Origin of the sequence: Cellvibrio sp. PSBB006 (genome assembly GCF_002162135.1) — a bacterium.
Classification (GTDB): domain Bacteria; phylum Pseudomonadota; class Gammaproteobacteria; order Pseudomonadales; family Cellvibrionaceae; genus Cellvibrio.
In genome coordinates this window covers 1,889,970-1,912,482 of record NZ_CP021382.1, presented here as the reverse complement: position 1 = coordinate 1,912,482, position 22,513 = coordinate 1,889,970, and the positions used below count along the sequence as shown (strand labels likewise).

Annotated in this window: 21 protein-coding genes; 12 read left to right on the top strand and 9 right to left on the bottom strand. The window is 51.4% G+C overall.

Translation table 11 applies throughout. The features are described 5' to 3' along the window. The first annotated feature begins 1 nt into the window (after position 1). On the top strand, positions 2 to 943 hold the full coding sequence (locus CBR65_RS07900) for a DUF4340 domain-containing protein (protein WP_087466353.1): 942 nt from the start codon (positions 2 to 4) through the stop codon (positions 941 to 943). 55 nt (positions 944 to 998) lie between these two features. Here CBR65_RS07900 and CBR65_RS07895 read toward each other — a convergent pair whose 3' ends face one another. From CBR65_RS07895 to uxuA, 9 genes are all read right to left on the bottom strand, one after another. Further along, positions 999 to 1,391: a TM2 domain-containing protein gene (locus tag CBR65_RS07895; protein WP_198300905.1), complete on the bottom strand. Its 393-nt coding sequence runs from the start codon at positions 1,389 to 1,391 to the stop codon at positions 999 to 1,001. Positions 1,392 to 1,465: 74 nt separating this feature from the next. Then, positions 1,466 to 2,167, bottom strand: a complete 702-nt coding sequence (locus tag CBR65_RS07890; RefSeq protein WP_087466352.1) for a YebC/PmpR family DNA-binding transcriptional regulator — start codon at positions 2,165 to 2,167, stop codon at positions 1,466 to 1,468. 58 nt (positions 2,168 to 2,225) lie between these two features. Next, positions 2,226 to 3,257 (bottom strand): 2,3,4,5-tetrahydropyridine-2,6-dicarboxylate N-succinyltransferase, encoded by a 1,032-nt coding sequence (gene dapD / locus CBR65_RS07885; RefSeq protein ID WP_087466351.1) that lies wholly within the window; start codon positions 3,255 to 3,257, stop codon positions 2,226 to 2,228. An 80-nt stretch (positions 3,258 to 3,337) separates the two neighbouring features. Beyond that, on the bottom strand, positions 3,338 to 3,685 hold the full coding sequence (locus CBR65_RS07880; RefSeq protein WP_087466350.1) for an ArsC family reductase: 348 nt from the start codon (positions 3,683 to 3,685) through the stop codon (positions 3,338 to 3,340). Positions 3,686 to 3,706: 21 nt separating this feature from the next. Then, positions 3,707 to 4,378, bottom strand: a complete 672-nt coding sequence (gene nth, locus CBR65_RS07875; RefSeq protein ID WP_087466349.1) for an endonuclease III — start codon at positions 4,376 to 4,378, stop codon at positions 3,707 to 3,709. Beyond that, entirely contained in the window at positions 4,375 to 5,574 is a 1,200-nt protein-coding gene (dapC, locus tag CBR65_RS07870; RefSeq protein ID WP_087466348.1) for a succinyldiaminopimelate transaminase, read from the bottom strand. The genes nth and dapC overlap by 4 nt, the downstream gene beginning before the upstream one ends. Positions 5,575 to 5,695: 121 nt before the next feature. Beyond that, positions 5,696 to 8,383, bottom strand: a complete 2,688-nt coding sequence (locus CBR65_RS07865) for a [protein-PII] uridylyltransferase (protein WP_087466347.1) — start codon at positions 8,381 to 8,383, stop codon at positions 5,696 to 5,698. 3 nt (positions 8,384 to 8,386) lie between these two features. After that, positions 8,387 to 9,157, bottom strand: coding sequence for a type I methionyl aminopeptidase (gene map / locus CBR65_RS07860; RefSeq protein WP_087466346.1), 771 nt, complete (start codon positions 9,155 to 9,157; stop codon positions 8,387 to 8,389). A gap of 160 nt (positions 9,158 to 9,317) precedes the next feature. After that, positions 9,318 to 10,511 (bottom strand): mannonate dehydratase, encoded by a 1,194-nt coding sequence (gene uxuA / locus CBR65_RS07855; protein WP_087466345.1) that lies wholly within the window; start codon positions 10,509 to 10,511, stop codon positions 9,318 to 9,320. 422 nt (positions 10,512 to 10,933) lie between these two features. Between uxuA and rpsB the strand changes: the two genes are divergently transcribed. From rpsB to lpxD, 11 genes are all read left to right on the top strand, one after another. After that, positions 10,934 to 11,674: a 30S ribosomal protein S2 gene (gene rpsB / locus CBR65_RS07850; protein WP_087466344.1), complete on the top strand. Its 741-nt coding sequence runs from the start codon at positions 10,934 to 10,936 to the stop codon at positions 11,672 to 11,674. 87 nt (positions 11,675 to 11,761) lie between these two features. Next, complete coding sequence (gene tsf, locus CBR65_RS07845; protein ID WP_087466343.1) at positions 11,762 to 12,631, top strand: translation elongation factor Ts; 870 nt, start codon at positions 11,762 to 11,764, stop codon at positions 12,629 to 12,631. Positions 12,632 to 12,744: 113 nt separating this feature from the next. Continuing rightward, entirely contained in the window at positions 12,745 to 13,479 is a 735-nt protein-coding gene (pyrH, locus tag CBR65_RS07840) for a UMP kinase (protein ID WP_087466342.1), read from the top strand. Continuing rightward, a complete protein-coding gene (gene frr / locus CBR65_RS07835) occupies positions 13,479 to 14,036 on the top strand; it encodes a ribosome recycling factor (protein WP_087466341.1) in 558 nt (185 codons plus the stop codon). The genes pyrH and frr overlap by 1 nt, the downstream gene beginning before the upstream one ends. Positions 14,037 to 14,074: 38 nt before the next feature. Further along, positions 14,075 to 14,821, top strand: a complete 747-nt coding sequence (uppS, locus tag CBR65_RS07830) for a polyprenyl diphosphate synthase (protein ID WP_087466340.1) — start codon at positions 14,075 to 14,077, stop codon at positions 14,819 to 14,821. Beyond that, positions 14,814 to 15,656, top strand: coding sequence for a phosphatidate cytidylyltransferase (locus tag CBR65_RS07825; protein ID WP_087466339.1), 843 nt, complete (start codon positions 14,814 to 14,816; stop codon positions 15,654 to 15,656). The genes uppS and CBR65_RS07825 overlap by 8 nt, the downstream gene beginning before the upstream one ends. Positions 15,657 to 15,659: 3 nt before the next feature. Continuing rightward, positions 15,660 to 16,847: a 1-deoxy-D-xylulose-5-phosphate reductoisomerase gene (gene ispC, locus CBR65_RS07820; RefSeq protein ID WP_087466338.1), complete on the top strand. Its 1,188-nt coding sequence runs from the start codon at positions 15,660 to 15,662 to the stop codon at positions 16,845 to 16,847. Between the two features lie 11 nt (positions 16,848 to 16,858). Further along, positions 16,859 to 18,211, top strand: coding sequence for an RIP metalloprotease RseP (gene rseP, locus CBR65_RS07815; protein WP_198300904.1), 1,353 nt, complete (start codon positions 16,859 to 16,861; stop codon positions 18,209 to 18,211). 64 nt (positions 18,212 to 18,275) lie between these two features. Next, on the top strand, positions 18,276 to 20,894 hold the full coding sequence (gene bamA, locus CBR65_RS07810; protein WP_087466336.1) for an outer membrane protein assembly factor BamA: 2,619 nt from the start codon (positions 18,276 to 18,278) through the stop codon (positions 20,892 to 20,894). Between the two features lie 38 nt (positions 20,895 to 20,932). Then, positions 20,933 to 21,445: an OmpH family outer membrane protein gene (locus CBR65_RS07805; protein WP_232461392.1), complete on the top strand. Its 513-nt coding sequence runs from the start codon at positions 20,933 to 20,935 to the stop codon at positions 21,443 to 21,445. 28 nt (positions 21,446 to 21,473) lie between these two features. Beyond that, positions 21,474 to 22,499, top strand: a complete 1,026-nt coding sequence (lpxD, locus tag CBR65_RS07800) for a UDP-3-O-(3-hydroxymyristoyl)glucosamine N-acyltransferase (RefSeq protein ID WP_087466335.1) — start codon at positions 21,474 to 21,476, stop codon at positions 22,497 to 22,499. Positions 22,500 to 22,513: the final 14 nt, after the last annotated feature.

Sequence of the window (22,513 nt, the reverse complement as noted above, 5' to 3'; positions counted from 1 at the left end):
CATGAAAAAATATCATAGCTGGTTGGCGGGACTATTAGCGGTGCAGGTGGTTCTGGCCGGTAGTTTGTTCTGGTACAAGGAGCAAGCCACTCCTGATGCAACCAATGAGCCTTTGTTAAGTTTTGAACCTGCCGCGATTGATAAATTGGTTATCGCGGATGCAGATAGCAGCGTGATTTTGCAGAAATCCGGTGATCAATGGCAATTGCCGGCATTACATAACTTGCCGGCGGTTGATCAAAAAGTCCCGGAGCTGTTAAACAAACTCAAGGATGCTAAGGTCCGCTGGCCCGTCGCCACTACGGCGTCGAGTCATGAACGCTTCGAAGTCGATGAGGAAAAATTTCAGCGTCGTGTTGAAGTCTTCGCCGGGGATAAAAAGATGGGTGAGGTACTCCTGGGAACCTCGCCCGGTTTCCGCAAGGTGCATGTGCGTCGGCCGGATGACAATGAAATCTACGCTGTAAACCTGAACACTTTTGATATGCCAGTTGCGGACACTGAATGGCTGGATAAAACATTGCTCGGTGCCAAGGATTTAAAAAATATTAAAGGGCCGGATTACGAGTTACAAAAAACCGAGGATCAATGGAATTTGGCTGGCAGCGCAACCGAAGCAATAGATACAGAAAACGTGAAAGTCGATGCGCAAAAAGCGCAGGAGCTGGCGAATGCGTTAAGTAATTTGCGCATTGTCGATGTTGCCGAACAACAGCCGAAGGGCGAACCGGTGGTTATCTCAGTAAGCACGGATACCGGCGAACTGCAATACGAGTTTCTGAAATCTGAGGGCGACTACTTCGTGAAGCGCAATGATCAAAGCCAGGTGTTTACGCTCAGCCAATTCGACTATGACCGTATTACCCAGATACGTCAGCCGCAGTTAGCGGTGAAAGCTGAAGAGCAAAAAGCAGACGCAGACAAGGAGAAAACCAACGGCTAATTTAACGTTGTTTCGTAGGTCGGATTAGGCGCGAGCGCCTAATCCGACCTACTTATTATTCGCGATTGCGCTCGTCTATCTGGCCGTTCAAGGTCCATAAATCATAAAGCCAACCCAAACCAAATAAACCCAGTGTGAAGAGATAAATCAAACCGGTAATCCACTTACCCAGATACATCCGGTGGACACCAAACAGCCCAAGAAAAGCCAACAAGATCCAGGCGACGGAGTAATCAATCGGACCGGGACGAAAACGTGTGTCGGCTTCTCTGGCCATGGAGGGAACCAGGAAAATATCAATTAACCAACCAATACCCAGCAGGCCGAAAGTAAAAAACCACAAGGTACCGGTGAGCGGTTTGCCGAAATAAAACCGGTGCGCACCCATGAATCCCATAATCCAGGTGATATAACCAATTAAAACTGAATGCGTAGATATCTTTTGCACCGTTTAGCCGCCCTCAAATAATGAATGTCCGTAGGTCAGGTTAGCGGCAACGCCGCGTAACCCGACAATCCCTTTTAATCCGTCAAACCAACATACACTTCCTGCACATCATCATCGTCATCAATGGCCGCAAGAAAATGTTCTACTTCCTCTAGGGCCTCACCGCTCAAGCTGACAGGATTCTTCGGGCGATAACCCAGCTTGGCTGACTCGACAGTAAAACCTTGCGCAGGTAACGCGCGGCACACCAGATCGAGATCCGTGGTGTCAGTAATAAACAAGGTCGTGCCGTCATCGTCAGTTTCAAAATCCTGTGCTCCGGCTTCGATGGCGGCCAATTCCGGATCAGCATCCGCGTTTGCCGGTGATGCTTCGATTAATCCGACGTGGTCAAAATCCCAGGATACCGAACCCGAGGAACCCAATTGCCCTTTGCGAAACAGCACGCGCATGCTCGAAATAGTGCGATTCACGTTATCCGTCAAACATTCAACAATTACCGGCACCTGATGCGGAGCAAAACCTTCGTAGGTAACTTTTTCGTAATTCACAGCGCCATCTAATTGGCCTGAGCCCTTTTTGATGGCGCGTTCTAATGTCTCGCGTGTCATTGACGCTTTTTTGGCTTGCTCTACCGCCAAACGCAAACGGGGATTCATATCGGGGTCCGCACCATTGCGAGCCGCAATCATGATTTCCTTGGTCAGTTTGGTAAACAATTTACCCTTGGCATTCGCCGCTGCTTCGCGGTGTTTTGCTTTCCACTGAGCGCCCATATTTTTCTCCCGATAGTAGGTCGGATTAGCCGCAACGCGGCGTAATCCGACATTGAATTTAATTACTATGCAACGCCGAATTTAACTGCAATGCACTTTTATTGGTAACCACTTCCACACGCCCGGTAATGGAATTGCGCCGGAAAACCAGATCAGATTCATTGGCCAATTCACGTGCTTTTACCGTCTTTACCTCAGCGCCAGTATCATCCAACACAATCACCTTGGTGCCGGCAGTGATATACAAACCGGATTCCACTTTGCAGCGATCACCTAACGGAATGCCGATACCGGCATTAGCACCGATCAGGGATTCCTTGCCCACAGAAATGACAATGTTCCCGCCGCCGGACAGTGTGCCCATGGTTGAGCTGCCGCCACCCAAATCAGAACCGGCACCGACAAACACACCGGCAGAGATGCGTCCTTCAATCATTGCCGGGCCTTCGGTGCCCGCATTAAAGTTCACAAAACCTTCGTGCATGATGGTGGTGCCTTCACCGAGATACGCACCCAAACGCACGCGCGCGGTGTGGGCAATACGCACACCTTTCGGTACGACATAGTTGGTCATCTTGGGAAATTTATCGACGCAGGCCACTTCCAATAATTCGCCATTGATGCGAGCCTGTAATTGGCGCTCCGGTAATTCTGCAAGATCAACAGCGCCCTGGTTGGTCCAGGCCACGTTGGGCAATACGCCGAAGACGCCATTCAAATTCGTGCCGTGAGGTTTAACCAGGCGGTGCGATAACAAATGCAATTTCAGATAGGCTTCCGGCACGGAAACTGGACCGGCATCACTTTCCAACAGTGTCACAATCAAGGGTCTTTGACTTTTGCTAAGCGTGCGCGCAACAGCGGACTGGATGTCGTCGCCAGCGTCCGCCAGTGCATCGGCCAATTCGGCAGCTTGCGCCGGTGTGATGTTGATCGCGTGGTTGCCACCGGTGTAGTTCAGGGTTTTGGTAATGGCATCAACGGTATTGGCCGAGGGGTTCAGCAGAGGCTGCGCGTAAAAAATTTCAAGCCATTCACCTTTGGTATTGTGGGTGCCGACACCGAGTCCGAGGCAGTAAAGAGTTGTCATAGTCTTTCCTATTGCTTGCGAGTAAAAATTCTTTTGTGTCGAATTAGCCGCAACGCGGCGTAATCCGACATATTCTCCAATTAACCAAATACGCGCGCATAATCCGCCGCCTTAAAACCTACCTGTTGTTGCTTGCCGGTATCCAGCAATGGCCGCTTGATCAAGGTAGGATTTTTAACAATCACCGCCACGGCGGTTTGTGCATCAAAACTGGATTTTGTCGCCTCATCCAGCTCCTTCCAGGTGGTGCTGCGTTTGTTCACCAATGTATCCAGACCAATATCATTTATCCACCGCTTAACCTGACTTTCGGTCAGGCCATCAACGCGAAAGTCGTGAAAGCGATAATCGATGTGCTGTGTTGCCAACCAGTCTCGCGCCTTCTTGACCGTGTCACAATTCTTGATGCCGTAAAGGGTAATCGTCATAACCAATGCTCTTTTCAAAAATCAGGCTTTTAATACAATCTTCGGTTTCTTACGATTGGGATAGCAGGTGCGACAAATATCGCACACAGTGCCGTCGCAGGTTCGCGCGCTACAGTGCTCGCGACCGTAATAAATGATCTGCAGATGCAATGCGTTCCAGGTTTCTTTGGGAAACAAACGCTTTAAATCTTTTTCCGTTTGCACTACGCTTTTGCCGTTGGTCAAGCCCCAGCGCTGGGCTAGGCGATGAATATGTGTATCCACCGGAAAAGCCGGGTGCCCGAATGCCTGGCTCATCACGACGCTGGCCGTTTTGTGGCCCACACCGGGCAAGCGTTCCAACGCATCCCAATCTTCCGGTACCTGTCCGGCGTGTTCATTTATCAGAATCTGCGACAGTAATGAAATCGCTTTGGATTTTTGCGGCGATAAACCGCAGGGCCGGATTACTGCCTGAATTTTTTCTACCGGCACCTTGGCCATGTCAAAGGGATTGTCAGCAAGTTGCCACAGTGCCGGGGTAACCTGATTGACCCGTTCGTCTGTGCATTGTGCCGAGAGCAGCACCGCAACCAACAGGGTGTAAGGATCTTTATGCTGCAAGGGAATCGGCGGCGCCGGGTAAAGCGTCTGTAAGCGTTGCAGGATAAAAGCTACCCGCTCTTGTTTGGTTAAATTTTTTTCGCTGGTCATAAGCTGTTAACAAATGCCTTGATACGCTGAGCCGCTTCGATACATTCCGTCAAAGGCGCAACAAGGGCCATCCGAACGTAATCTTCACCGGGATTTAAGCCATCACACATGCGTGCCAGATAGCTGCCCGGTAGCACGGTCACGTTTTGCTGTGCAAACAACTGTTGCGCGAAATCTTCACCGCGAATAGGTGTTTTAGGCCAGAGATAAAAACTGGCATCGGGCATGCTGACATCGAGCGCCCCCTCAAGAATATCCAGCACCGCTTCAAATTTTTGACGATACGCGGTGCGGTTAGCACGCACATGTTCTTCATCTTTCCAGGCCGCCACACTGGCCAATTGGGTAGGAACTGGCATGGCACAGCCGTGATAAGTGCGATACAGCAGAAATTTTTTCAGGATATCCGCATCGCCCCCGACAAACCCTGAGCGTAAGCCGGGCAGGTTAGAGCGCTTGGACAAGCTGTGGAATACCACGCAGCGTGCAAAGTCGTGGCGGCCTAACTCGGCACAGGCTTGCAGCAAACCCGCGGGAGGCTGTTGCTCATCAAAATATAATTCGGAATAGCACTCATCGGACGCGATGACAAAATCATACTGATCCGCCAGAGCAATCAGTTTTTTTAACTGCGCGCTGCTCATCACCGCGCCGGTGGGGTTGCCGGGTGAACAGATAAATAACACCTGACAGCGGCGCCATACATCCGGATCTACTGCATCAAAGTCCGGAATAAAATGATTCTGCGGTGTGCAATTGAGAAAAAAAGGCTCAGCCCCGGAAAGAATCGCAGCTCCCTCATAAATTTGGTAAAAGGGATTCGGGCTCACCACCAGCGGCGCAGACTGCCCGCGATCAACCAATGCTTGTGCAAACGCGAACAAGGCTTCGCGCGTGCCGTTAACCGGCAAGACATGCCTCTCTGCATCAAAGCTGCCTGGTTTTAAGTGGAAACGCTGCGTCGCCCAGGTAGCGATTGCCTGACGCAATTCCGGCAACCCTTTGGTGGTGGGATATTGGGATAATGCGGCAAGGTTATCGACGAGGGTCTGTAAGACAAACCTTGGTGGTTCGTGTTTGGGCTCGCCGATAGACAAGGCAATGTGAGTCAAATGTGCCGGTGCAGATACCGCTGCTTTCAGCGCAGCCAATTTTTCAAAAGGGTAGGGATGGAGTTGTTGCAAATCCGGGTTCATTGTCAAAACTTCACATACGTTTGTAGGTCGGATTAGCCGCAGGCGTAATCCGACGGGTTTACTGTTCAATGATAATGTCAGATTACGCCTTGCGGCTAATCCGACCTACGCGCTTCATTCATTATTGGCTGGTAACGCGCCGGTCCAATTGTTCGCAAATTTCCCGCTGCAAACGTTCGCACATATCGGGGTCGCTGAGCGGAAGCCCCTGGTTGTCCGAGATAAAGAAAATATCTTCCACGCGCTCGCCAAGGGTGGCGATCTTGGCATTTTGCAACTGCACATCAAATTGCAAGAAAATGCGGCCGATACAGGCGAGCAAGCCGGGTCGATCCGGGCTGATGACTTCCAACATGGTATAGCCGCTGATCATGTCGTTGCTCAACGAGGTGCGCGTAGGCATGGAAAAATATTTCAAGCGGCGCGGCGTGCGGCGGGTAATCACTTCGGAATAATTGTCCGCCAGGCGCAATTCATCCTGTAGCGCCTTGTGAATATTTTTCAATACGGTCGGATTGCTACCTAATGGTTCACCGTTCTGGTTGAGCACAAAAAAAGTATCGATGGTGTAACCCGACTTGGAGTTGTAGATGCGCGCGTCCTGAATGGAAAGATTTTGTTGATCGAGCGCCGATGCGACGGCCACAAAGACATTTTTGCGCTCTTTGCTGCGCACGAAAATCTGTGTTGCTCCCGCCAATTCCTTATTGGTGGTTTTCTTGATCAGGATCAGCGGTGCATCATCTTGCTGGTCTGCTACGGCGGCGGTGTGCCAGGCGATATCCTGGAAGCTTTCGCGCAGGAAATATTCTTCGCCCATGTCGCCCCAGATTTGCCAGGCGCGTTCTGCATTGATGCCTTTGCGTTCCAGTTTGCGGATGGCGGCCTGCTGGGTTTCTTCAATTAGATCCTGTTTATCAATATTGTTTTCCAGCCCGCGACGCAACGCACGGCGGGTATCCAGATACAACTGCCGCAGTAAACTTGCCCGCCAGGTGTTCCATAATTCTTTATTGGTGCCGTTAATGTCGGCCACGGTTAAGCAATAGAGATAATCCAGGTGTAACTGATCGCCGACGCGCAGGGCGAAATTGTGGATGATCTCCGGGTCGGAAATATCCTGCTTTTGCGCAACGGCCGACATCAATAAATGCTGTTCCACCAACCAACAGACCAAGCGGGTTTCGCGTGGTGAAATACCGTGTCGCTGACAGAACTCTTCAGCATCTACCGCACCCAGTGTAGAGTGATCGCCGCCACGGCCCTTGGCAATGTCGTGATACAGCCCCGAGACGTAGAGTAGTTCCAGTTTGGGTAAACGATTAACCACATGGGCGGCGACAGGGAAATCTTCTTTCGCCGATGGCAGCAGGAAGTTACACATGTTCTGCACGACTTTGAGCGTGTGCGCATCTACTGTGTAGATATGAAATAAGTCGTGTTGCATCTGGCCGGTTACGCGGCCAAATTCCGGTAAATACAAACCCAGGATGCCGTAACGCGTCATGCGTTTCAGTTGTTCTACCAAGCCGGCGGATTGTTGCAACAGCTTCATAAAAAGCTGGGTATTTTTAGGGTCGCGACGATATTGTTCGTCGATAAGATAGCGATTTTCGCGTAACAATCGAATCGTGGATGCATGAACGCCTTCGATTTCAGGGCGTTGCGCCATCAGTACAAAGATCTCCAGCAACGCTGAAGGCCGATCCTCAAAAACCGTGTTATGAATTGCCTCGATATAGTTATCGCGAATCTGAAAACGCTCGTTAAGCGGAATGACATGATGCGCAACATCTTTATTCAAGATCACTTCCTGCAAATATTGCAGTAGCACGTCATTCAATTCGCGCAATGCGAGTACTGTGCGGTAGTACTTGTGCATGAACTGTTCGACCGCGAGGTTCTCGCTGTTGTCAGCGTAGCCAAATAGCTTGGCCAGCTCGCGTTGGTGATCAAACAGCAAACGTTCTTCAGCCCGTTTGGCTACCATGTGCAAACCGTAGCGCACTCGCCAGAGAAATTCCTCGCCGCTATAGAGCATGGAAAACTCTTCTTCAGTGAAAAAATTCTGGCCGTGCAGTTGGCGCAACGTGCGGACCTGATAGTAGCGTTTGGCTACCCAGCAAATGACCTGGATATCGCGCAAACCACCGGGAGCATTTTTGATGTTGGGTTCAAGGTTGTATTCGGTATCGTTATATTTTTGATGCCGTTGGATCTGTTCATCCCACTTTGCGCGGAAAAATTCATCAGCAGGCCAAAGTTGATCAGGCGATGTGAGTTGTTGCAATTCCTGGCGCAGCCTTTCGTCGCCAACCAGCGTGCGCGACTCCATGATATTGGTCGCAACGGTAATATCACTGCGGGCGATCTCTACGCATTGCTTGACAGTGCGGACGCTGTGGCCAATCTCCAGACCGATATCCCAAAGCAGCGTAAGAAAGCGTTCGATATTATCTTTGTAGGCGGGCAGTACAGCAGCGGTGTGCAGGATCAGCAGGTCGATATCGGAAAACGGATGAAGTTCGCCGCGACCGTAACCACCAACGGCTTCCAGGCTGATTCCTTCGGGCCATTCGAACTGATACCAGGCGTAATGCAGGATGCAATCGATAAACAGCGCGCGTTCATACACCAGTGTGCGTATGTCTTCGCCTTCACAGAAACGCGCGTTGAATTGCCCATTGGCTGCTGCCAGCGCATCCTTGAAAACCGTGATAATCGGTTTTTCACTCAGGGCGCGACGAAAGCGACTTTGATCAAAAAAGAACAGCGGTCTTTCGAAATAGGGCACCGAAGGGTTCAGCATGATTTAAAAAACTTCTCCTGTGCGTGCCGTCAGTACTTCAACACCGTCTTTGGTTACCACCATGGTATGTTCCCATTGGGCGGAGAGGCGCCCGTCTTTGGTTTCCACGGTCCAACCGTCACTTTTTAACTTGGTATGTGGTTTGCCGGCATTGATCATCGGCTCGATGGTGAAACACATGCCCTCGCGCAACGCCATCCCGGTGCCCGGGCGACCGTAATGCAGAATCTGTGGTTCTTCATGGAAAACCTTGCCAATACCATGACCGCAATATTCGCGCACAACCGAGTAATAATTGCCTTCCGCGTGCTGCTGAATCACATGGCCGATATCACCCAGTGTGCAACCGGGTTTTACGATCTCGATTGCTTTGTACATACATTCCTGGGTCACCTTAACCAGACGCTCCGCATGGGAGGCTGGTGTACCCACGAAATACATGGCGCTGGTGTCGCCGTGGTAACCGTCGTAAATCACCGTGACATCGATATTGATGATGTCGCCGTTCTTGAGCACTTTCTTATCCGACGGAATGCCGTGGCAGACCACCTGATTCACCGAGGTGCAGATAGATTTGGGGAAGCCGCGATAGCCAAGGCAGGCGGGGATGGCTTTCTGCACCTCCACGATGTGGTTGTGGCAGATGTTATCCAGTTCGGCCGTGGTGACGCCGGGTTGCACGAAGGGGCCGATCATCTCCAGTACCTCGGCGGCCATACGTCCCGCAACACGCATCTTTTCGATTTCTTCAGGGGTTTTGATAGTCACAGACATGAGTGAACACTAACTCTCATTGGCGATTGAAAGGCCAACATTCTAAACGATAAGGGCGTAGTTCTACAGGGATAACTTGGGATGGTCAGGCATTGGCAGGAGGAGGGCGATAGTCGGCGGTTTCACTGTTCCTTTTTGAAACCGCCGGGGAGCATGTTTGTTAACTGGTGGCGCGTGCGCGCATGACCGAAACGGCATGGATGACGCCGCGCAACTCCGCAAGTCCTTTCATCCTGCCGGCGAACGAGTAACCGGGGTTGATGCCGGTTTTACCGATCTCATCGCCCATCAGGTGGCCGTGGTCCGGGCGCATACTGATCTTTGGCAATTTTGTGCCTTGCTTGTCGCGGCGCGCTTCTTCATCCAGCAGGGCTTCAATCAGGCCGACCATATCGTTGTCGCCATCCAGATGGTCCGATTCGTAGAAGGAACCGTCATCTTCCCTCTTTATATTGCGCAGATGCACAAAATAGATGCGCTCACCAAACTCCCGCGCCATGGCGACCAGGTCATTGTCGCAGCGCGCACCGTAAGATCCGGCACACAAGGTAAGGCCATTGGACGGACTGGGAACAGCATTGAGCAGGGCGCGGGCATCGTCGGCAGTAGACACGACGCGCGGCAGGCCGAACAGTGAAAAGGGTGGGTCATCCGGGTGAATACACATCCGCACGCCCGCGTCTTCGGCAACGGGGATGATCTCGTTTAAAAAGGCGAACAGGTTGGCGCGCATGCCTGCATCGCCCATCCGGATAAATTGGTCAATAGCCGCGCGAATACCGTTCCGGTCATAGGAGCCCTCGCCACCGGGCAGTCCGGCGATGATGTTTTTCTCCAACAGCCCTTTTTCTTCCTCGCTCATGGCATCCAGGCGCACCTTGGCTTTGGCCAGCACCTCTGGTTGATAATCAACTTCGGCGCCGGGGCGCTGGAGGATATACACATCGTAAGCCGCAAAATCGCTCATCTCAAAACGCAATGCCTGGCTTTTATTGGGCAGGGTGTAGCTCAGGTTGGTGCGGGTCCAGTCCACGACTGGCATGAAGTTGTAGCAAATGTCGTAAACCCCGGCCGCCGCGACGTTGCGAACCGATTGCTGGTAATTGGCAATATATTCACGGTAGTTGCCGGTACGGGTCTTTATATCGTTGTGCAAAGGAATGCTCTCAATGACCGCCCACTCTAATCCATGGGCTTCAATGAGCGCCTTGCGCTCCAGGATATCCTCCATCGGCCAGACTGCTCCGGTCGGAATATGATGGAGAGATGTCACTATGCCGGTTGCGCCGGCTTGGGCGATATGTTGCAGGGAGACGGGGTCTTTAGGGCCAAACCAGCGCCAGGTTTCTTTCATAACAATACCGAGTCATAGGTTAAAGAGGTTGTTCAATCTATTAGACGGCAAAGGCGCACTAGTATGCAAGTCGGGCGCAGTTATCTTTATAGGTTCTTTGTTTGAAGATAGGTGCTTAGCTTGAAGACTCTTTGGTTGAGACTGGCGGGGCAAGGCAGTATGGCTCGGTAGAGAGTTGTTTATCTGTAATACAAAGTGTGGTATAAAGCGCGCCTCTTTCGGCCCGTCGAATCAGTTTTTAACGATATGCGTGGGTCCCGAGGGGGCTGAACTGACACAGAATGTCTCTGTGTCCGGCGCTTCTGGCGCTGTACTAACTTAACGTCACACATATACCGACACATTGAACCTGGGTGCCCACAGCGCGAGCTAACGGGTTGGTTGATGGGGTATATGGAGGCTTAACCCGACAGGAAAAACTTATGCCTACAGTAAGCATGCGCGATATGCTGTCCGCCGGTGTCCACTTTGGTCACCAAACCCGTTACTGGAACCCGAAGATGGGTCGTTATATCTTCGGTGCGCGTAACAAGATTCACATCATCAATCTGGAGCACACCGTTCCAGCCTTCAATGAAGCTCTGGCCCTGATCCAGCAAATGGCTTCCCAGAAGAAGAAAATCCTTTTTGTCGGCACCAAGCGCGCCGCACAAAAAACCATTAAAGAACAAGCTGAACGTGCTGGCCAGCCATTTGTCAGCCATCGTTGGTTGGGCGGCATGCTCACTAACTACAAAACCATCCGTGCTTCTATCCGTCGTCTACGCGACCTGGAAACGCAAAGTCAGGATGGTACCTTTACCAAGCTGACCAAGAAAGAAGCGCTGATGCGTACCCGCGATATGGAAAAGCTTGAGCGTTCCATCGGCGGTATTAAAGAAATGAGCGGCCTGCCGGACGCTATGTTTGTGATCGATGTTGACCACGAGCGTATTGCCATTCAGGAAGCTAATAAGCTGGGTATTCCGGTTATCGGTATCGTGGATACCAACAGCAACCCGGAAGGCATTGATTATGTTATCCCAGGTAACGACGACGCCATCCGCGCAGTAAAACTGTACGTAACGGCGGTGGCCGATGCTTGTCTTGAAGGCTCCAAATCAGCGTCTGCTGTGCCGAACAAAGACGAGTACGTTGCTGCTGAAGAAGGCGCTGCTGAATAAGCCCTGCACGCTTTGCTAGATGCAACGAAAGGGGGCTTTGCCCCCTTTTTTCAAACCAGAATTTGAATACTGACTGAGGACAAAACCATGACAGCTATTTCCGCAACAATGGTAAAAGAACTGCGTGACCGCACCGGTTTGGGCATGATGGAATGTAAAAAAGCGCTGGGCGAAGCCAACGGCGATATCGAACTGGCGATTGAGAATCTGCGCAAGATTTCCGGCCTGAAAGCGGCCAAGAAAGCTGACCGCACCGCTGCTGACGGCGTAGTTGCTGTCAAAGTGGCCGACGACAACAGCTATGGTGTCGCTGTTGAAGTGAACTCCGAAACTGACTTCGTTGCTCGCGATGCCGGCTTCCTGGCTTTTGTTAACAGCGTAGTGGACAAGGCGTTCACCACCAAGCAAACCGACGTAGCGGCTTTGATGTCTGGTGATTTGGAAAACGCTCGTGAAGCGCTGGTACAAAAAATCGGTGAAAACATCGGCGTGCGTCGTATTAAGTTGGTTGAAGGCGGTGTGGTTGGTGGTTACGTTCACCTCAACAGCCGTATTGCCGTATTGGTGCAGCTGGAAGGTGGCAATGAAGAGTTGGCCAGAGACATTGCTATGCACGTCGCAGCGGTTAACCCGGCCGTGGTCAATTCTGAGCAGATGCCAGCCGACCTGGTAGAAAAAGAGAAAGACATCATTCGCGCGCAACCGGATATGGCTGGCAAGCCTGCCGAAATCGTTGAGAAGATGATGGTTGGTCGTATCAACAAATTCCTGAAAGAAGCTAGCCTTATCGACCAGCCCTTCGTGAAGAACCCTGAGGTGACTGTCGGTAAGCTGGCTAAAGATGCCGGTGCTTCCGTAACCAGTTTTGTGCGTCTGGAAGTAGGCGAAGGTATCGAGAAAGTTGTTGTCGACTTTGCCGCAGAAGTTGCTGCCCAGGTGCAGGCCTCCAAGGGCTAATCCCCGCTGTTGCTAGACCTCCCATTAAAAGAGGCTGGGTGTCCCACTCAGCCTCTTTTTGCTGTTAAACTGCCGTGATTTTTTCGCCTACCCATCTTACGGAGTCCAAGTCTATGCCAAACCCCAGAGAGAAGAAGTACAAGCGGATTTTGCTGAAACTGAGTGGTGAGGAGTTGATGGGATCGGAGGGGTTCGGTATTGATCCCAAAGTGCTGGACAAGATGGCACTGGAAATCGGGCAGTTGGTGGGAATCGGGGTTCAGGTCGGTCTGGTTGTGGGCGGCGGTAACCTGTTTCGCGGCGCTGCATTGAATGCGGCCGGTCTCGACCGGGTGACGGGCGACCATATGGGTATGTTGGCCACCGTCATGAATGCACTGGCCATGCGCGATGCGCTTGAGCGCTCCAACATTTCCTCCCGGGTCATGTCGGCCATCCCCATGAGCGGTATTGTCGAACACTATGATCGCCGTCGTGCGATTCGTTTTCTGAGTTCCGGCGAAGTGGTAATCTTTGCCGCCGGTACCGGTAATCCTTTCTTTACCACTGACTCTGCCGCCTGTCTGCGTGGTATTGAAGTCGAAGCCGATATCGTGCTTAAAGCGACCAAAGTGGACGGGGTGTACACCGCTGACCCGATGAAAGACGCCACAGCGACCAAGTATGACCGACTGACTTATGATGAAGTATTGGATAAAAAATTGGGCGTGATGGATCTGACTGCCATCTGCCTTTGTCGTGAACATGACATGCCGGTACGTGTTTTCCGTATGAACAAAAGCGGTGCCCTGTTGAACATTGTGGTCGGCAGTAACGAAGGCACTTTGATTGAAGAAGGACAAAACTGATGATTAATGACATAAAAAAAGATGCTGAAGATCGCATGAAAAAAGCGGTCGATGCGCTGGTTACCAATTTCTCCAGAATCCGCACGGGCCGGGCGCATCCCAGTTTGCTCGACGGAATAATGGTTTCTTATTACGGTACCGACACCCCGCTGAGCCAGGTGGCCAACATTAACGTTGAAGATGCGCGCACCTTGTCAATCAACCCCTGGGAACGCAATTTAGTGCCTGATATTGAAAAGGCGATCATGAAATCCAATCTGGGCCTGAACCCGTCCACGAATAACGGGCTGATCCGCATTCCCCTGCCCATGCTGACCGAAGAAACACGTAAAAACTTCATCAAGCAGGCGCGCGCGGAAGCAGAAAACGGCCGTGTTGCTGTGCGCAATGTACGCCGCGATGTTTTATCTAGCGTTAAGGCACTGTTGAAGGACAAGGCGATCAGTGAGGACGACGATCATCGTGCGCAGGACGATATCCAGAAAATAACTGATAAATATATTGCCGAAGTTGATAAAGCACTGGCGGCCAAAGAAGCGGATCTGATGGCGATTTAATGCCCCGCTTGAAAAATGCTTTTCCTCAGGAGTCATGAGTGACCACAAATACCCTGCGCCATGTGGCCATCATTATGGACGGCAATAATCGCTGGGCGAAACAGCGGGGTATGGCCGGTGTCTCCGGCCATAAAGTCGGTGTTGAGCGTATCCGCGATGTAATGAGTGCCTGTCAGGAATTGGGCATTGAAGTGCTGACCTTGTTTGCCTTCAGCAGCGAGAACTGGAAGCGTCCCCCCATTGAGGTGGACGCTCTGATGTCGTTGTTTTTGCTTTATCTCAAAAAAGAAGTCCGTGAACTCCATAAGAAAGGCGTGCGCCTGCGGGTGATCGGTAATCGCAACCGTTTTAGTCCCGCTATTCAAAAAGCGATAGAAGCCGCTGAAGAGGCGACTCGCGACGGCAAGACGACCTTGGTGATTGCGGCGGATTACGGTGGTCGCTGGGATATTGCCCAAGCGGCCAAGCGTGCGGCAGAGGAAGTTGTAGCTGGCCGTCTTGTGGCAGATGACATAACCGAAGAGTTATTGCATCGCTACACCTCCATGGCTGATCTGCCCGAGCTGGATTTGCTCATACGCACCGGCGGTGAGATTCGCATCAGTAACTTTCTTCTGTGGCAGTCAGCCTATGCTGAACTCTACTTCAGCGACAAACTCTGGCCAGATTTTGATGGTGCAGAACTTCACGCAGCCGCCGCAGCGTTTAAAGAGCGTCAACGTCGCTTCGGTTTAACCAGCGAGCAGATAACCAAGGTCCGCGTGTCAGGGGGCCAGGATGCTTAAGCAACGGGTTATCACAGCGCTGATTCTGTCGGCCATCTTTCTGGCCGCACTTTTCTATCTTCCCGTCCCTTTGTTTTCTGTGTTTGTGGCTCTGGTGATGTTGGTCAGCGCCTGGGAATGGGCCAACCTGGCTGGATTTGGCCGCTCCTGGCAAAGATTCGGCTACGTTGTATTGGTCGCGACGGCAACTTTTCTGGCCGGTTATTACCTGGAAATGTCGGTCTGGTCGCCAGATATTACGGTTGATTCAGGTAAATTCCGTGAAATCCTGATAATCGGTTGCGTCTGGTGGGCCGTGGCGCTGTTGTTTGTGCAGGGTTTTCCCTCAAGCGCCATCCTTTGGCGCCATCCGTTGTTGCGCGGTCTGATGGGGTTATTTGTATTGGTGCCCACCTGGGCTGCCTTTACCTATGTCCGTGCACAGGAACATGGCGCTTTGTTAGTTCTGTTGATTGTTGCAGTCGTTGCCTGTGCGGACATTGGTGGTTATTTTGCCGGTCGTCGCTGGGGAAGGCGCAAACTGGCGCCTGCTGTCAGCCCCGGCAAAACCTTGGAGGGTTTTCTGGGTGGGGTAAGTTTCAATCTCCTGTTGTCTTTAATCGTCTGGGGTTTTGTGGGCGGGAGCTATCCTATGTTGCTGGCAATCATCCTGCCGACAAGTCTTGTCTCGGTGTTGGGCGACTTATTCGAAAGTATGCTTAAACGCCAGCGGGGCATTAAAGACAGTAGTGCATTGCTGCCTGGTCACGGCGGCGTTCTTGATCGGGTTGACAGCCTGACCGCTGCCGCGCCGGTTTTTGCCCTGGCGCTCCTCAGCACAGGTTGGCCGGGGTAAGTCATGCAACAGGTCACCGTCCTGGGAGCCACGGGTTCCATTGGTATCAGTACATTGGATGTGCTTTCCCGTCACCCGGAACGCTACGGTATTTTTGCATTAACGGCGGATCGGCAATGGCAGTTACTTGCCAACCAATGTTTGCAGTATCAGCCGCGCTATGCCGTGCTGCGCGATCCCGCCGCCGCGCTGGCGCTTAAAGATATGTTGGCACAGCAAGGTTGCCTCACTGAAGTGCTGCAGGGCGCTGATGCCTTTGCGGAGGTGGCGGCTCATGGTGATGTGGATACAGTCATGGCTGCAATTGTCGGTGCAGCGGGTTTGTTACCGACGCTTGCGGCTGTTAAGGCCGGCAAAAAAGTGTTGCTTGCCAACAAAGAAGCCTTGGTGATGGCAGGGGGGTTATTTACTCGTGCTGTTGCTGAACATGGCGCCACTCTCCTGCCCATTGATAGTGAACATAACGCTATCTTCCAATGTCTTCCAAACCATCGTCCCGACTATTTGCATCAAGGTTTATCGAGCAGTGGTGTGCGCAAGGTGCTGCTTACAGCTTCAGGCGGTCCTTTTCGCACGACGCCACTTGCCCAATTGCGCGGGGTCACCCCTGAACAAGCCTGCGCGCATCCGAATTGGAGCATGGGGCAAAAGATTTCCGTTGATTCGGCCACTATGTTGAATAAAGGGCTAGAGCTGATCGAAGCCTGTTGGTTATTTAATGCTTCCCCGGCCCAGATTGAGGTCGTGATTCATCCCCAAAGTGTGATTCATTCATTGGTGGAATACATCGATGGGTCGGTGTTGGCGCAATTGGGTAATCCTGATATGCGCACACCGATCGCCCATGCGCTGGCTTGGCCTGAGCGTATTGAGTCCGGCGTAGCCAGCCTTGATTTATTTACGACGGCGCGGCTGGATTTCTCGGCGCCTGATTACGAGCGTTTCCCTTGCTTGCGTCTGGCGCAGGAAGCCGCTACAACTGGCGCCACGGCGCCGGCGGTTCTGAATGCTGCCAATGAAGTGGCTGTAGCGGCCTTTTTGCAGCGCCGCCTGCGTTTTGACCAAATTTCACACGTCATAGAAAGTGTATTAACGCGTCTTCCAATCACTGAACCAGCGTCACTGGACGTTGTCCAAAACGCCGATTCCGAGGCCAGAGCCATGGCAATGTCGGTTATCGGCTCACTCTAACGAGGTTGTCTGTGGCAGTAGTGCAAATGATTTTATGGTTTCTGGTGGCGATTATCGTCCTGGTTACTATTCACGAATTCGGTCACTTCTATGTAGCCCGGCGCTGTGGCGTCAAGGTGCTGCGGTTTTCGATCGGATTTGGCAATGTGCTTTGGCGTTGGCACGACAAACAAGGCACCGAATATGCTATTTCCGCCGTTCCACTCGGCGGCTACGTCAAGATGCTCGATGAGCGCGAAGGTGAAGTTCCTCCCGAAGAATTGCATCGCAGTTTCAATCGTAAAAGTGTCTGGCAGCGCATGGCAATTGTCGTGGCCGGTCCGGTGGCTAACTTTATTCTCGCAATTTTACTGTTCTGGGCATTGGTATTGCCGGGTGTGCGGGACTTTGCGCCGGTCATCGGTTCAGTGGAACCGGATTCGCTGGCAGCGCATGCCGGCTTGGAGGCGGGTCAGGAAATCCTGTCGATTGATGGCGAGCCGACCCCAACCCGCCAGGCGGTCTACCAGCAGTTACTGCGGCGCCTCGGCGAAAGCGGGGAGATGCATGTTTCACTGAGCTATCCTGACTCGTCCTTGCGCTACCAATCTGAAGTGGTATTGGATGATTGGCTGAAAGGTGTTGAAGAACCAGATCCGTTGCGTGGCTTGGGGTTAAATTTCTTTACGCCAGAGGTGGATACCCTGGCTGCAGCAATTACCCCGGGAAGCCCCGCCGACGTGGCTGGCATGAAAGCCGGCGACCGTGTGCTGGCGGCAGATGGTGTAACGATGGTGTCAGGTAGCGACTGGATCGAGTACGTCAAGCAGCGTCCTGGCCAGCCGATTGACATGCTCATTGAACGTGACGGGGCGCAATCCCGTGTGCAGGTTACTCCGGAGTCAGTCGCGGAGAACGGCGCAACCATAGGGCGTGTCGGCGTGGCCTTGCAGCTCAAGCCCTGGCCAGACGACATGATTCGCCAAAACCATTATTCCATTGGTGGTGCTTTTCTTGTTGGTGTCGAACGAACCTGGGATACCGCAGGATTTGTTCTGCTGTCAGTAAAAAAGTTACTGCTCGGAGAAATTTCCACGAAAAACTTGAGCGGGCCGATCAGCATTGCTAAGGTGGCGGGCTCTTCGGCGGAGAGTGGTTTGGAAAGCTTCGTAGCCTTCCTGGCGTTACTCAGTATCTTTCTGGGAGTTTTTAATCTCTTGCCCATTCCGGTGTTGGATGGTGGGCATCTGCTGTATTACCTGATTGAGGCAATAAAAGGCAGCCCGGTATCAGAAAAAGTACAATTGGCTGGCTATCAGGTGGGCTTGTTTCTGGTAATCGGATTGAGTGTACTGGCTCTATATAACGACATTATGCGGCTGTGATACCTGCAGCCCGATTGCCACTTCTACTGACCAAACTAGATAAGATGATATGAAGCGAGTTTCGATGCGATTTTTCTGCTGCTTGTTAATACTGATGATGTCATTCGCCGCACAGGCACAAAGTTTTCGGGTGAGTGATATTCGCGTCGAAGGCTTACAACGGGTTTCCGCCGGAACGGTATTCAGTGCGCTGCCAATTCGTGTTGGCGATGTCGTTACCCAAACGGAAATTCAGAATGCCACTCGCGAACTCTTTAAGGTTGGTTATTTTGCCGATGTCTCCATGGGGCGCGATGGTGATGTGCTGGTATTGGTTATTAAAGAGCGCCCGGCTATTAATGCCATTGAAATTGAAGGCAACAAAGTCATCAAGACTGAAAGCTTGATGGACAGCTTGAAGGAAAATAATCTTTCCGAAGGACAAATTTTCCAACGCGCAACCCTCGAAGGTATCAGTCAGGCGTTGCAGCGTGAATATATTGCACAAGGTCGCTATGGCGCCAGCGTTGATGTGGAAGTTGAAGATCTTCCGCGTAACCAGGTGAAGGTCAAGATTAATATTACTGAAGGTGCCGTTGCTCGCATCAAACAAATCAATATTGTCGGCAGCGATGCCTTCAGCGATGAAGAGCTGGTAGATCTGTTTGAATTGAAATCGACCGGTTTGTTTTCCTGGATTAGCGGCAACGATAAATATTCACGCGAAAAACTGAAAGGCGATCTGGAGCGGGTCGAGTCCTATTATCTGGATCGCGGCTACCTGAATTTCAAGATTGATTCGACCCAGGTATCCCTGAGTCCCGACAAATCAAAAATTTTCATCACCGCCAATGTAAGCGAAGGTGATATTTATAAAGTGAATGGTGTTGACCTTGCAGGTGATCCGGCAATCGATGAGGCGATTGTGCGCCGTATGATCCTGGTTCGTGAGGGACAGACATTCTCACAAATCCTGATGACAACTTCAGCGGAATACATTACCCAGCGTCTGGGTAATGAAGGTTATACCTTTGCCAAAGTCGAAGGGTTGCCGGAGCGCAATGATGAAGATAAAACGGTGAAGGTGACATTCTTTATTGAGCCAGGCAAACGTGCTTATGTAAACCGCATTAACTTCCGTGGCAACACTAAGACTATCGATGAAGTATTACGCCGTGAAATGCGGCAGATGGAGGGTGGTTCTGCATCAACCGCACAAATAGAACACTCTAAAGTTCGCCTGGAACGACTGGGTTTCTTTAAGGAAGTAAAGGTCGACACTGTGGAAGTGCCGGGCACCTCTGATCAAGTTGATGTGGATTTTACGGTGGAAGAGCAGCCCTCGGGCAGCATGGGTCTACAGGTGGGTTATGCGCAATATTCGGGTCTGTTATTTTCCGCCAGTATCCAGCAAAACAACTGGTTTGGTAGTGGTAAACAAGTAGGTTTCAGTTTCTCCCATAACCGTTATCAAACCGGCTATAACTTCAATTACAACGATCCCTATTTCACTGTTGACGGTGTGAGTCGCGGCTTCAGTTTGTATTATCAAAAAACCAAATATGACATCGTCAACGTATCGGGTTACAGCACCGATATGTATGGCGGCAAGATGAGTTTTGGTTATCCGATTTCTGATATTGAACGCATTGGTTTCGATATTGGATTTCGCGATTTGACGGTAAAACCCAATACGTATGCGCCGCGTGAGATTACGCGGGGCAACATCGCGAACAGGGGTTATATCACACAGGAAGACCTGGATATTCTCAGTGATATTGCCGAATCAGGTGGAGATTTCCCTGCGGGCACGGTTGATATTCTGCCACTGACTTCCGATGTTGTTGCTGACCCGGGTTTCCTTGATGTCTACGGTGACCACTTCCAGGACGTAACAACCAGTTTGTTCTGGGGTAAATCGACACTCAACCGCGGCATTCTGGCCACGCGTGGGGCGTCCCAGCGGCTTTCTGTCGAGGTCTCGTTGCCGGGTGGTGATCTGCAATATTACAAGCTGGATTACGATGCGCAGATGTTCAAGCCGCTCACGCGCAATCTCACGTTGCGCTTACATACTCGCCTGGGTTACGCCGATAGTTACGGGGATATGGATGAGCTGCCGTTCTTCCAGCACTTCTTTGCGGGTGGTTTCGGTTCTGTTCGCGGCTTTGAGCGTAATACGTTAGGGCCTCGTGGTACGCGCGAAACGGAGCAAACAACCACATCAGTGTGGGATGACCTTGATGGTGATGGCATTGTTGATAGTAACGAAACGGCACAGACCTACATCCTTTGTCAGGACCCTAGTGTCTACAATCCTGAAAATATTAATTGTACGCCAGGACGCCTGATAACCTCAGTGAGTGATCCCGACAACTTCGGCCGCAACCGTGGCGCTTTTGGCGGTAACGTGTTGATCGAAGGCGGTGCTGAAATTCTGTTCCCCCTGCCGTTTATTAAGGACCAGCGGATGCTGCAATCGACCTTTTTTATCGATGCGGGCAACGTGTTTGATACAAACTGTGGCGTTGGTCAGCGTAACTGTTATGATGTCGACCTTTCCAAGATCAACGCCTCCGCTGGTTTTGGTTTGACATGGATTTCCGGCTTTGGGCCTATGACTTTCAGTATTGCCAGGCCACTGAAGGAAAACGAATATGATCGGACTGAATTCTTCCAATTCTCTCTCGGACAAACCTTCTGATAATAGTGTTTTAGTTGATAAACAAGAGGATAAAAATTGTGAGCGTTACCCGGAAACTCTGTGCTGCATTCTTGTTGTCCATCCTGTCCGCAGCTAGCTTTGCGCAAGGCAAGGTCGTCATTCTCGACGTTCAGGCGGCTATGTTAGGTACCGAATTAGCTAAACAGAACCTGACAAAATTGGACAAAGACCCTGAATATGCCGCCATGAAAGCAAAGCTTGATGGTCTGGTTGCAGATATGAAAAACCTGCAAGCGGCCGCTGAGAAAGACGGTATGACCTGGTCTGCAGAAGAACAAGCCGAGCATCGCAAAAAAGTTGAGTATCTCCGTGCAGATTACGAGCTTGCCGGCAAAAAGCTTCAGGCTGAACGTCAAGCTGTTATGCAGCGTGTAATGCAAGACCTGACACCCAAAACCCGTACCGTGCTTGAGCAATTAATCGCTGCCGACAATATCGGTCTGGTATTGAATAGCCAAGCTGCCATACATGCAGCACCTGCATTCGATATTACCCAGAAATTGACCGATATGTTAAACAAAGCCAAGTAATTCGCCCTTCTGGCTGGGGACATTTCAGGTGAAAAAATCCTATTCACTTGCCGAACTGGCTCAGTACATTGATGCTGAGCTGGTTGGCGATCCTGATTATCACGTCAGCGCGTTCGCCAGTCTGCAATCTGCACAAGCTCACGACATCAGTTTTATAGCCAGCCCGGCCTATACCAAATACCTGGCGACCTGTAGTGCAGGTGCAGTGATCCTGAATGTTGAGCAGGCCACTCATTTCGCTGGCAATAAACTGCTGGTTGCCAACCCCTATATCGGCTATGCCCGGTTGACACGCTTGTTCGATCACAGTCGTACAGAAGTTGTCGGCATTCATCCTTCGGCGGTAATCGGAGATGGGGTAACGCTGGGTGAAAACGTCAGTATTGGTGCTCATACGGTTATCGGTACCGGCGTAAGTCTGGGTGATGGCGTAGTCGTTGGTCCCGGTACAGTAATCGGTGAAGATACATCGATTGGAAATAACACCCGCTTGATGGCTAATGTGACGATATATCACGGTATAGCCATTGGCGATGACTGTATTATCCACAGTAGCTCAGTCATCGGCGCGGACGGTTTCGGTTTTGCGCCCAACGGTAAGGAATGGGTCAAGATCCACCAATTGGGTGGTGTTATCATCGGCAACCGGGTTGAGATAGGTGCATGTACTACAATAGACCGCGGGGCGCTGGGTAATACCGTCCTGGACGACGGCGTGATTATCGATAATCTGGTTCATATCGCTCACAACGTGCGATTGGGCAAAAACTGTGCGATGGCGGCGACCTCGGCAATCGCTGGTAGTACGGTTGTTGGTGATAACTGCACTTTCTCCGGCGGTGTTGGTGTCGTTGGTCATATAGATATTGGCGATAATATTCATTTTACCGGTATGACGATGGTCTCCAGTTCCTTGTCTGAACCTGGTTCCTATTCCTCAGGTACACCAATGTCGACAACGAAAGAGTGGCGCAAGAATGCGGTGCGTTTTCGTCAATTGGATGCTATAGCGACTCGCCTGAGTCGACTTGAAAAAGATGTAAAAAAAGATTGAATTGAATAACCGTG

What these genes read in the sequence shown, in the direction of transcription:
- CBR65_RS07900 (WP_087466353.1), top strand. Translation starts at nt 2, where the DNA reads ATGAAAAAATATCATAGCTGGTTGGCGGGACTATTAGCGGTGCAGGTG.
- CBR65_RS07890 (WP_087466352.1), bottom strand. Translation starts at nt 2,167, where the DNA reads ATGGGCGCTCAGTGGAAAGCAAAACACCGCGAAGCAGCGGCGAATGCC.
- dapD (WP_087466351.1), bottom strand. Translation starts at nt 3,257, where the DNA reads ATGACAACTCTTTACTGCCTCGGACTCGGTGTCGGCACCCACAATACC.
- CBR65_RS07880 (WP_087466350.1), bottom strand. Translation starts at nt 3,685, where the DNA reads ATGACGATTACCCTTTACGGCATCAAGAATTGTGACACGGTCAAGAAG.
- nth (WP_087466349.1), bottom strand. Translation starts at nt 4,378, where the DNA reads ATGACCAGCGAAAAAAATTTAACCAAACAAGAGCGGGTAGCTTTTATC.
- dapC (WP_087466348.1), bottom strand. Translation starts at nt 5,574, where the DNA reads ATGAACCCGGATTTGCAACAACTCCATCCCTACCCTTTTGAAAAATTG.
- CBR65_RS07865 (WP_087466347.1), bottom strand. Translation starts at nt 8,383, where the DNA reads ATGCTGAACCCTTCGGTGCCCTATTTCGAAAGACCGCTGTTCTTTTTT.
- map (WP_087466346.1), bottom strand. Translation starts at nt 9,157, where the DNA reads ATGTCTGTGACTATCAAAACCCCTGAAGAAATCGAAAAGATGCGTGTT.
- uxuA (WP_087466345.1), bottom strand. Translation starts at nt 10,511, where the DNA reads ATGAAAGAAACCTGGCGCTGGTTTGGCCCTAAAGACCCCGTCTCCCTG.
- rpsB (WP_087466344.1), top strand. Translation starts at nt 10,934, where the DNA reads ATGCCTACAGTAAGCATGCGCGATATGCTGTCCGCCGGTGTCCACTTT.
- tsf (WP_087466343.1), top strand. Translation starts at nt 11,762, where the DNA reads ATGACAGCTATTTCCGCAACAATGGTAAAAGAACTGCGTGACCGCACC.
- pyrH (WP_087466342.1), top strand. Translation starts at nt 12,745, where the DNA reads ATGCCAAACCCCAGAGAGAAGAAGTACAAGCGGATTTTGCTGAAACTG.
- frr (WP_087466341.1), top strand. Translation starts at nt 13,479, where the DNA reads ATGATTAATGACATAAAAAAAGATGCTGAAGATCGCATGAAAAAAGCG.
- CBR65_RS07825 (WP_087466339.1), top strand. Translation starts at nt 14,814, where the DNA reads ATGCTTAAGCAACGGGTTATCACAGCGCTGATTCTGTCGGCCATCTTT.
- ispC (WP_087466338.1), top strand. Translation starts at nt 15,660, where the DNA reads ATGCAACAGGTCACCGTCCTGGGAGCCACGGGTTCCATTGGTATCAGT.
- bamA (WP_087466336.1), top strand. Translation starts at nt 18,276, where the DNA reads ATGCGATTTTTCTGCTGCTTGTTAATACTGATGATGTCATTCGCCGCA.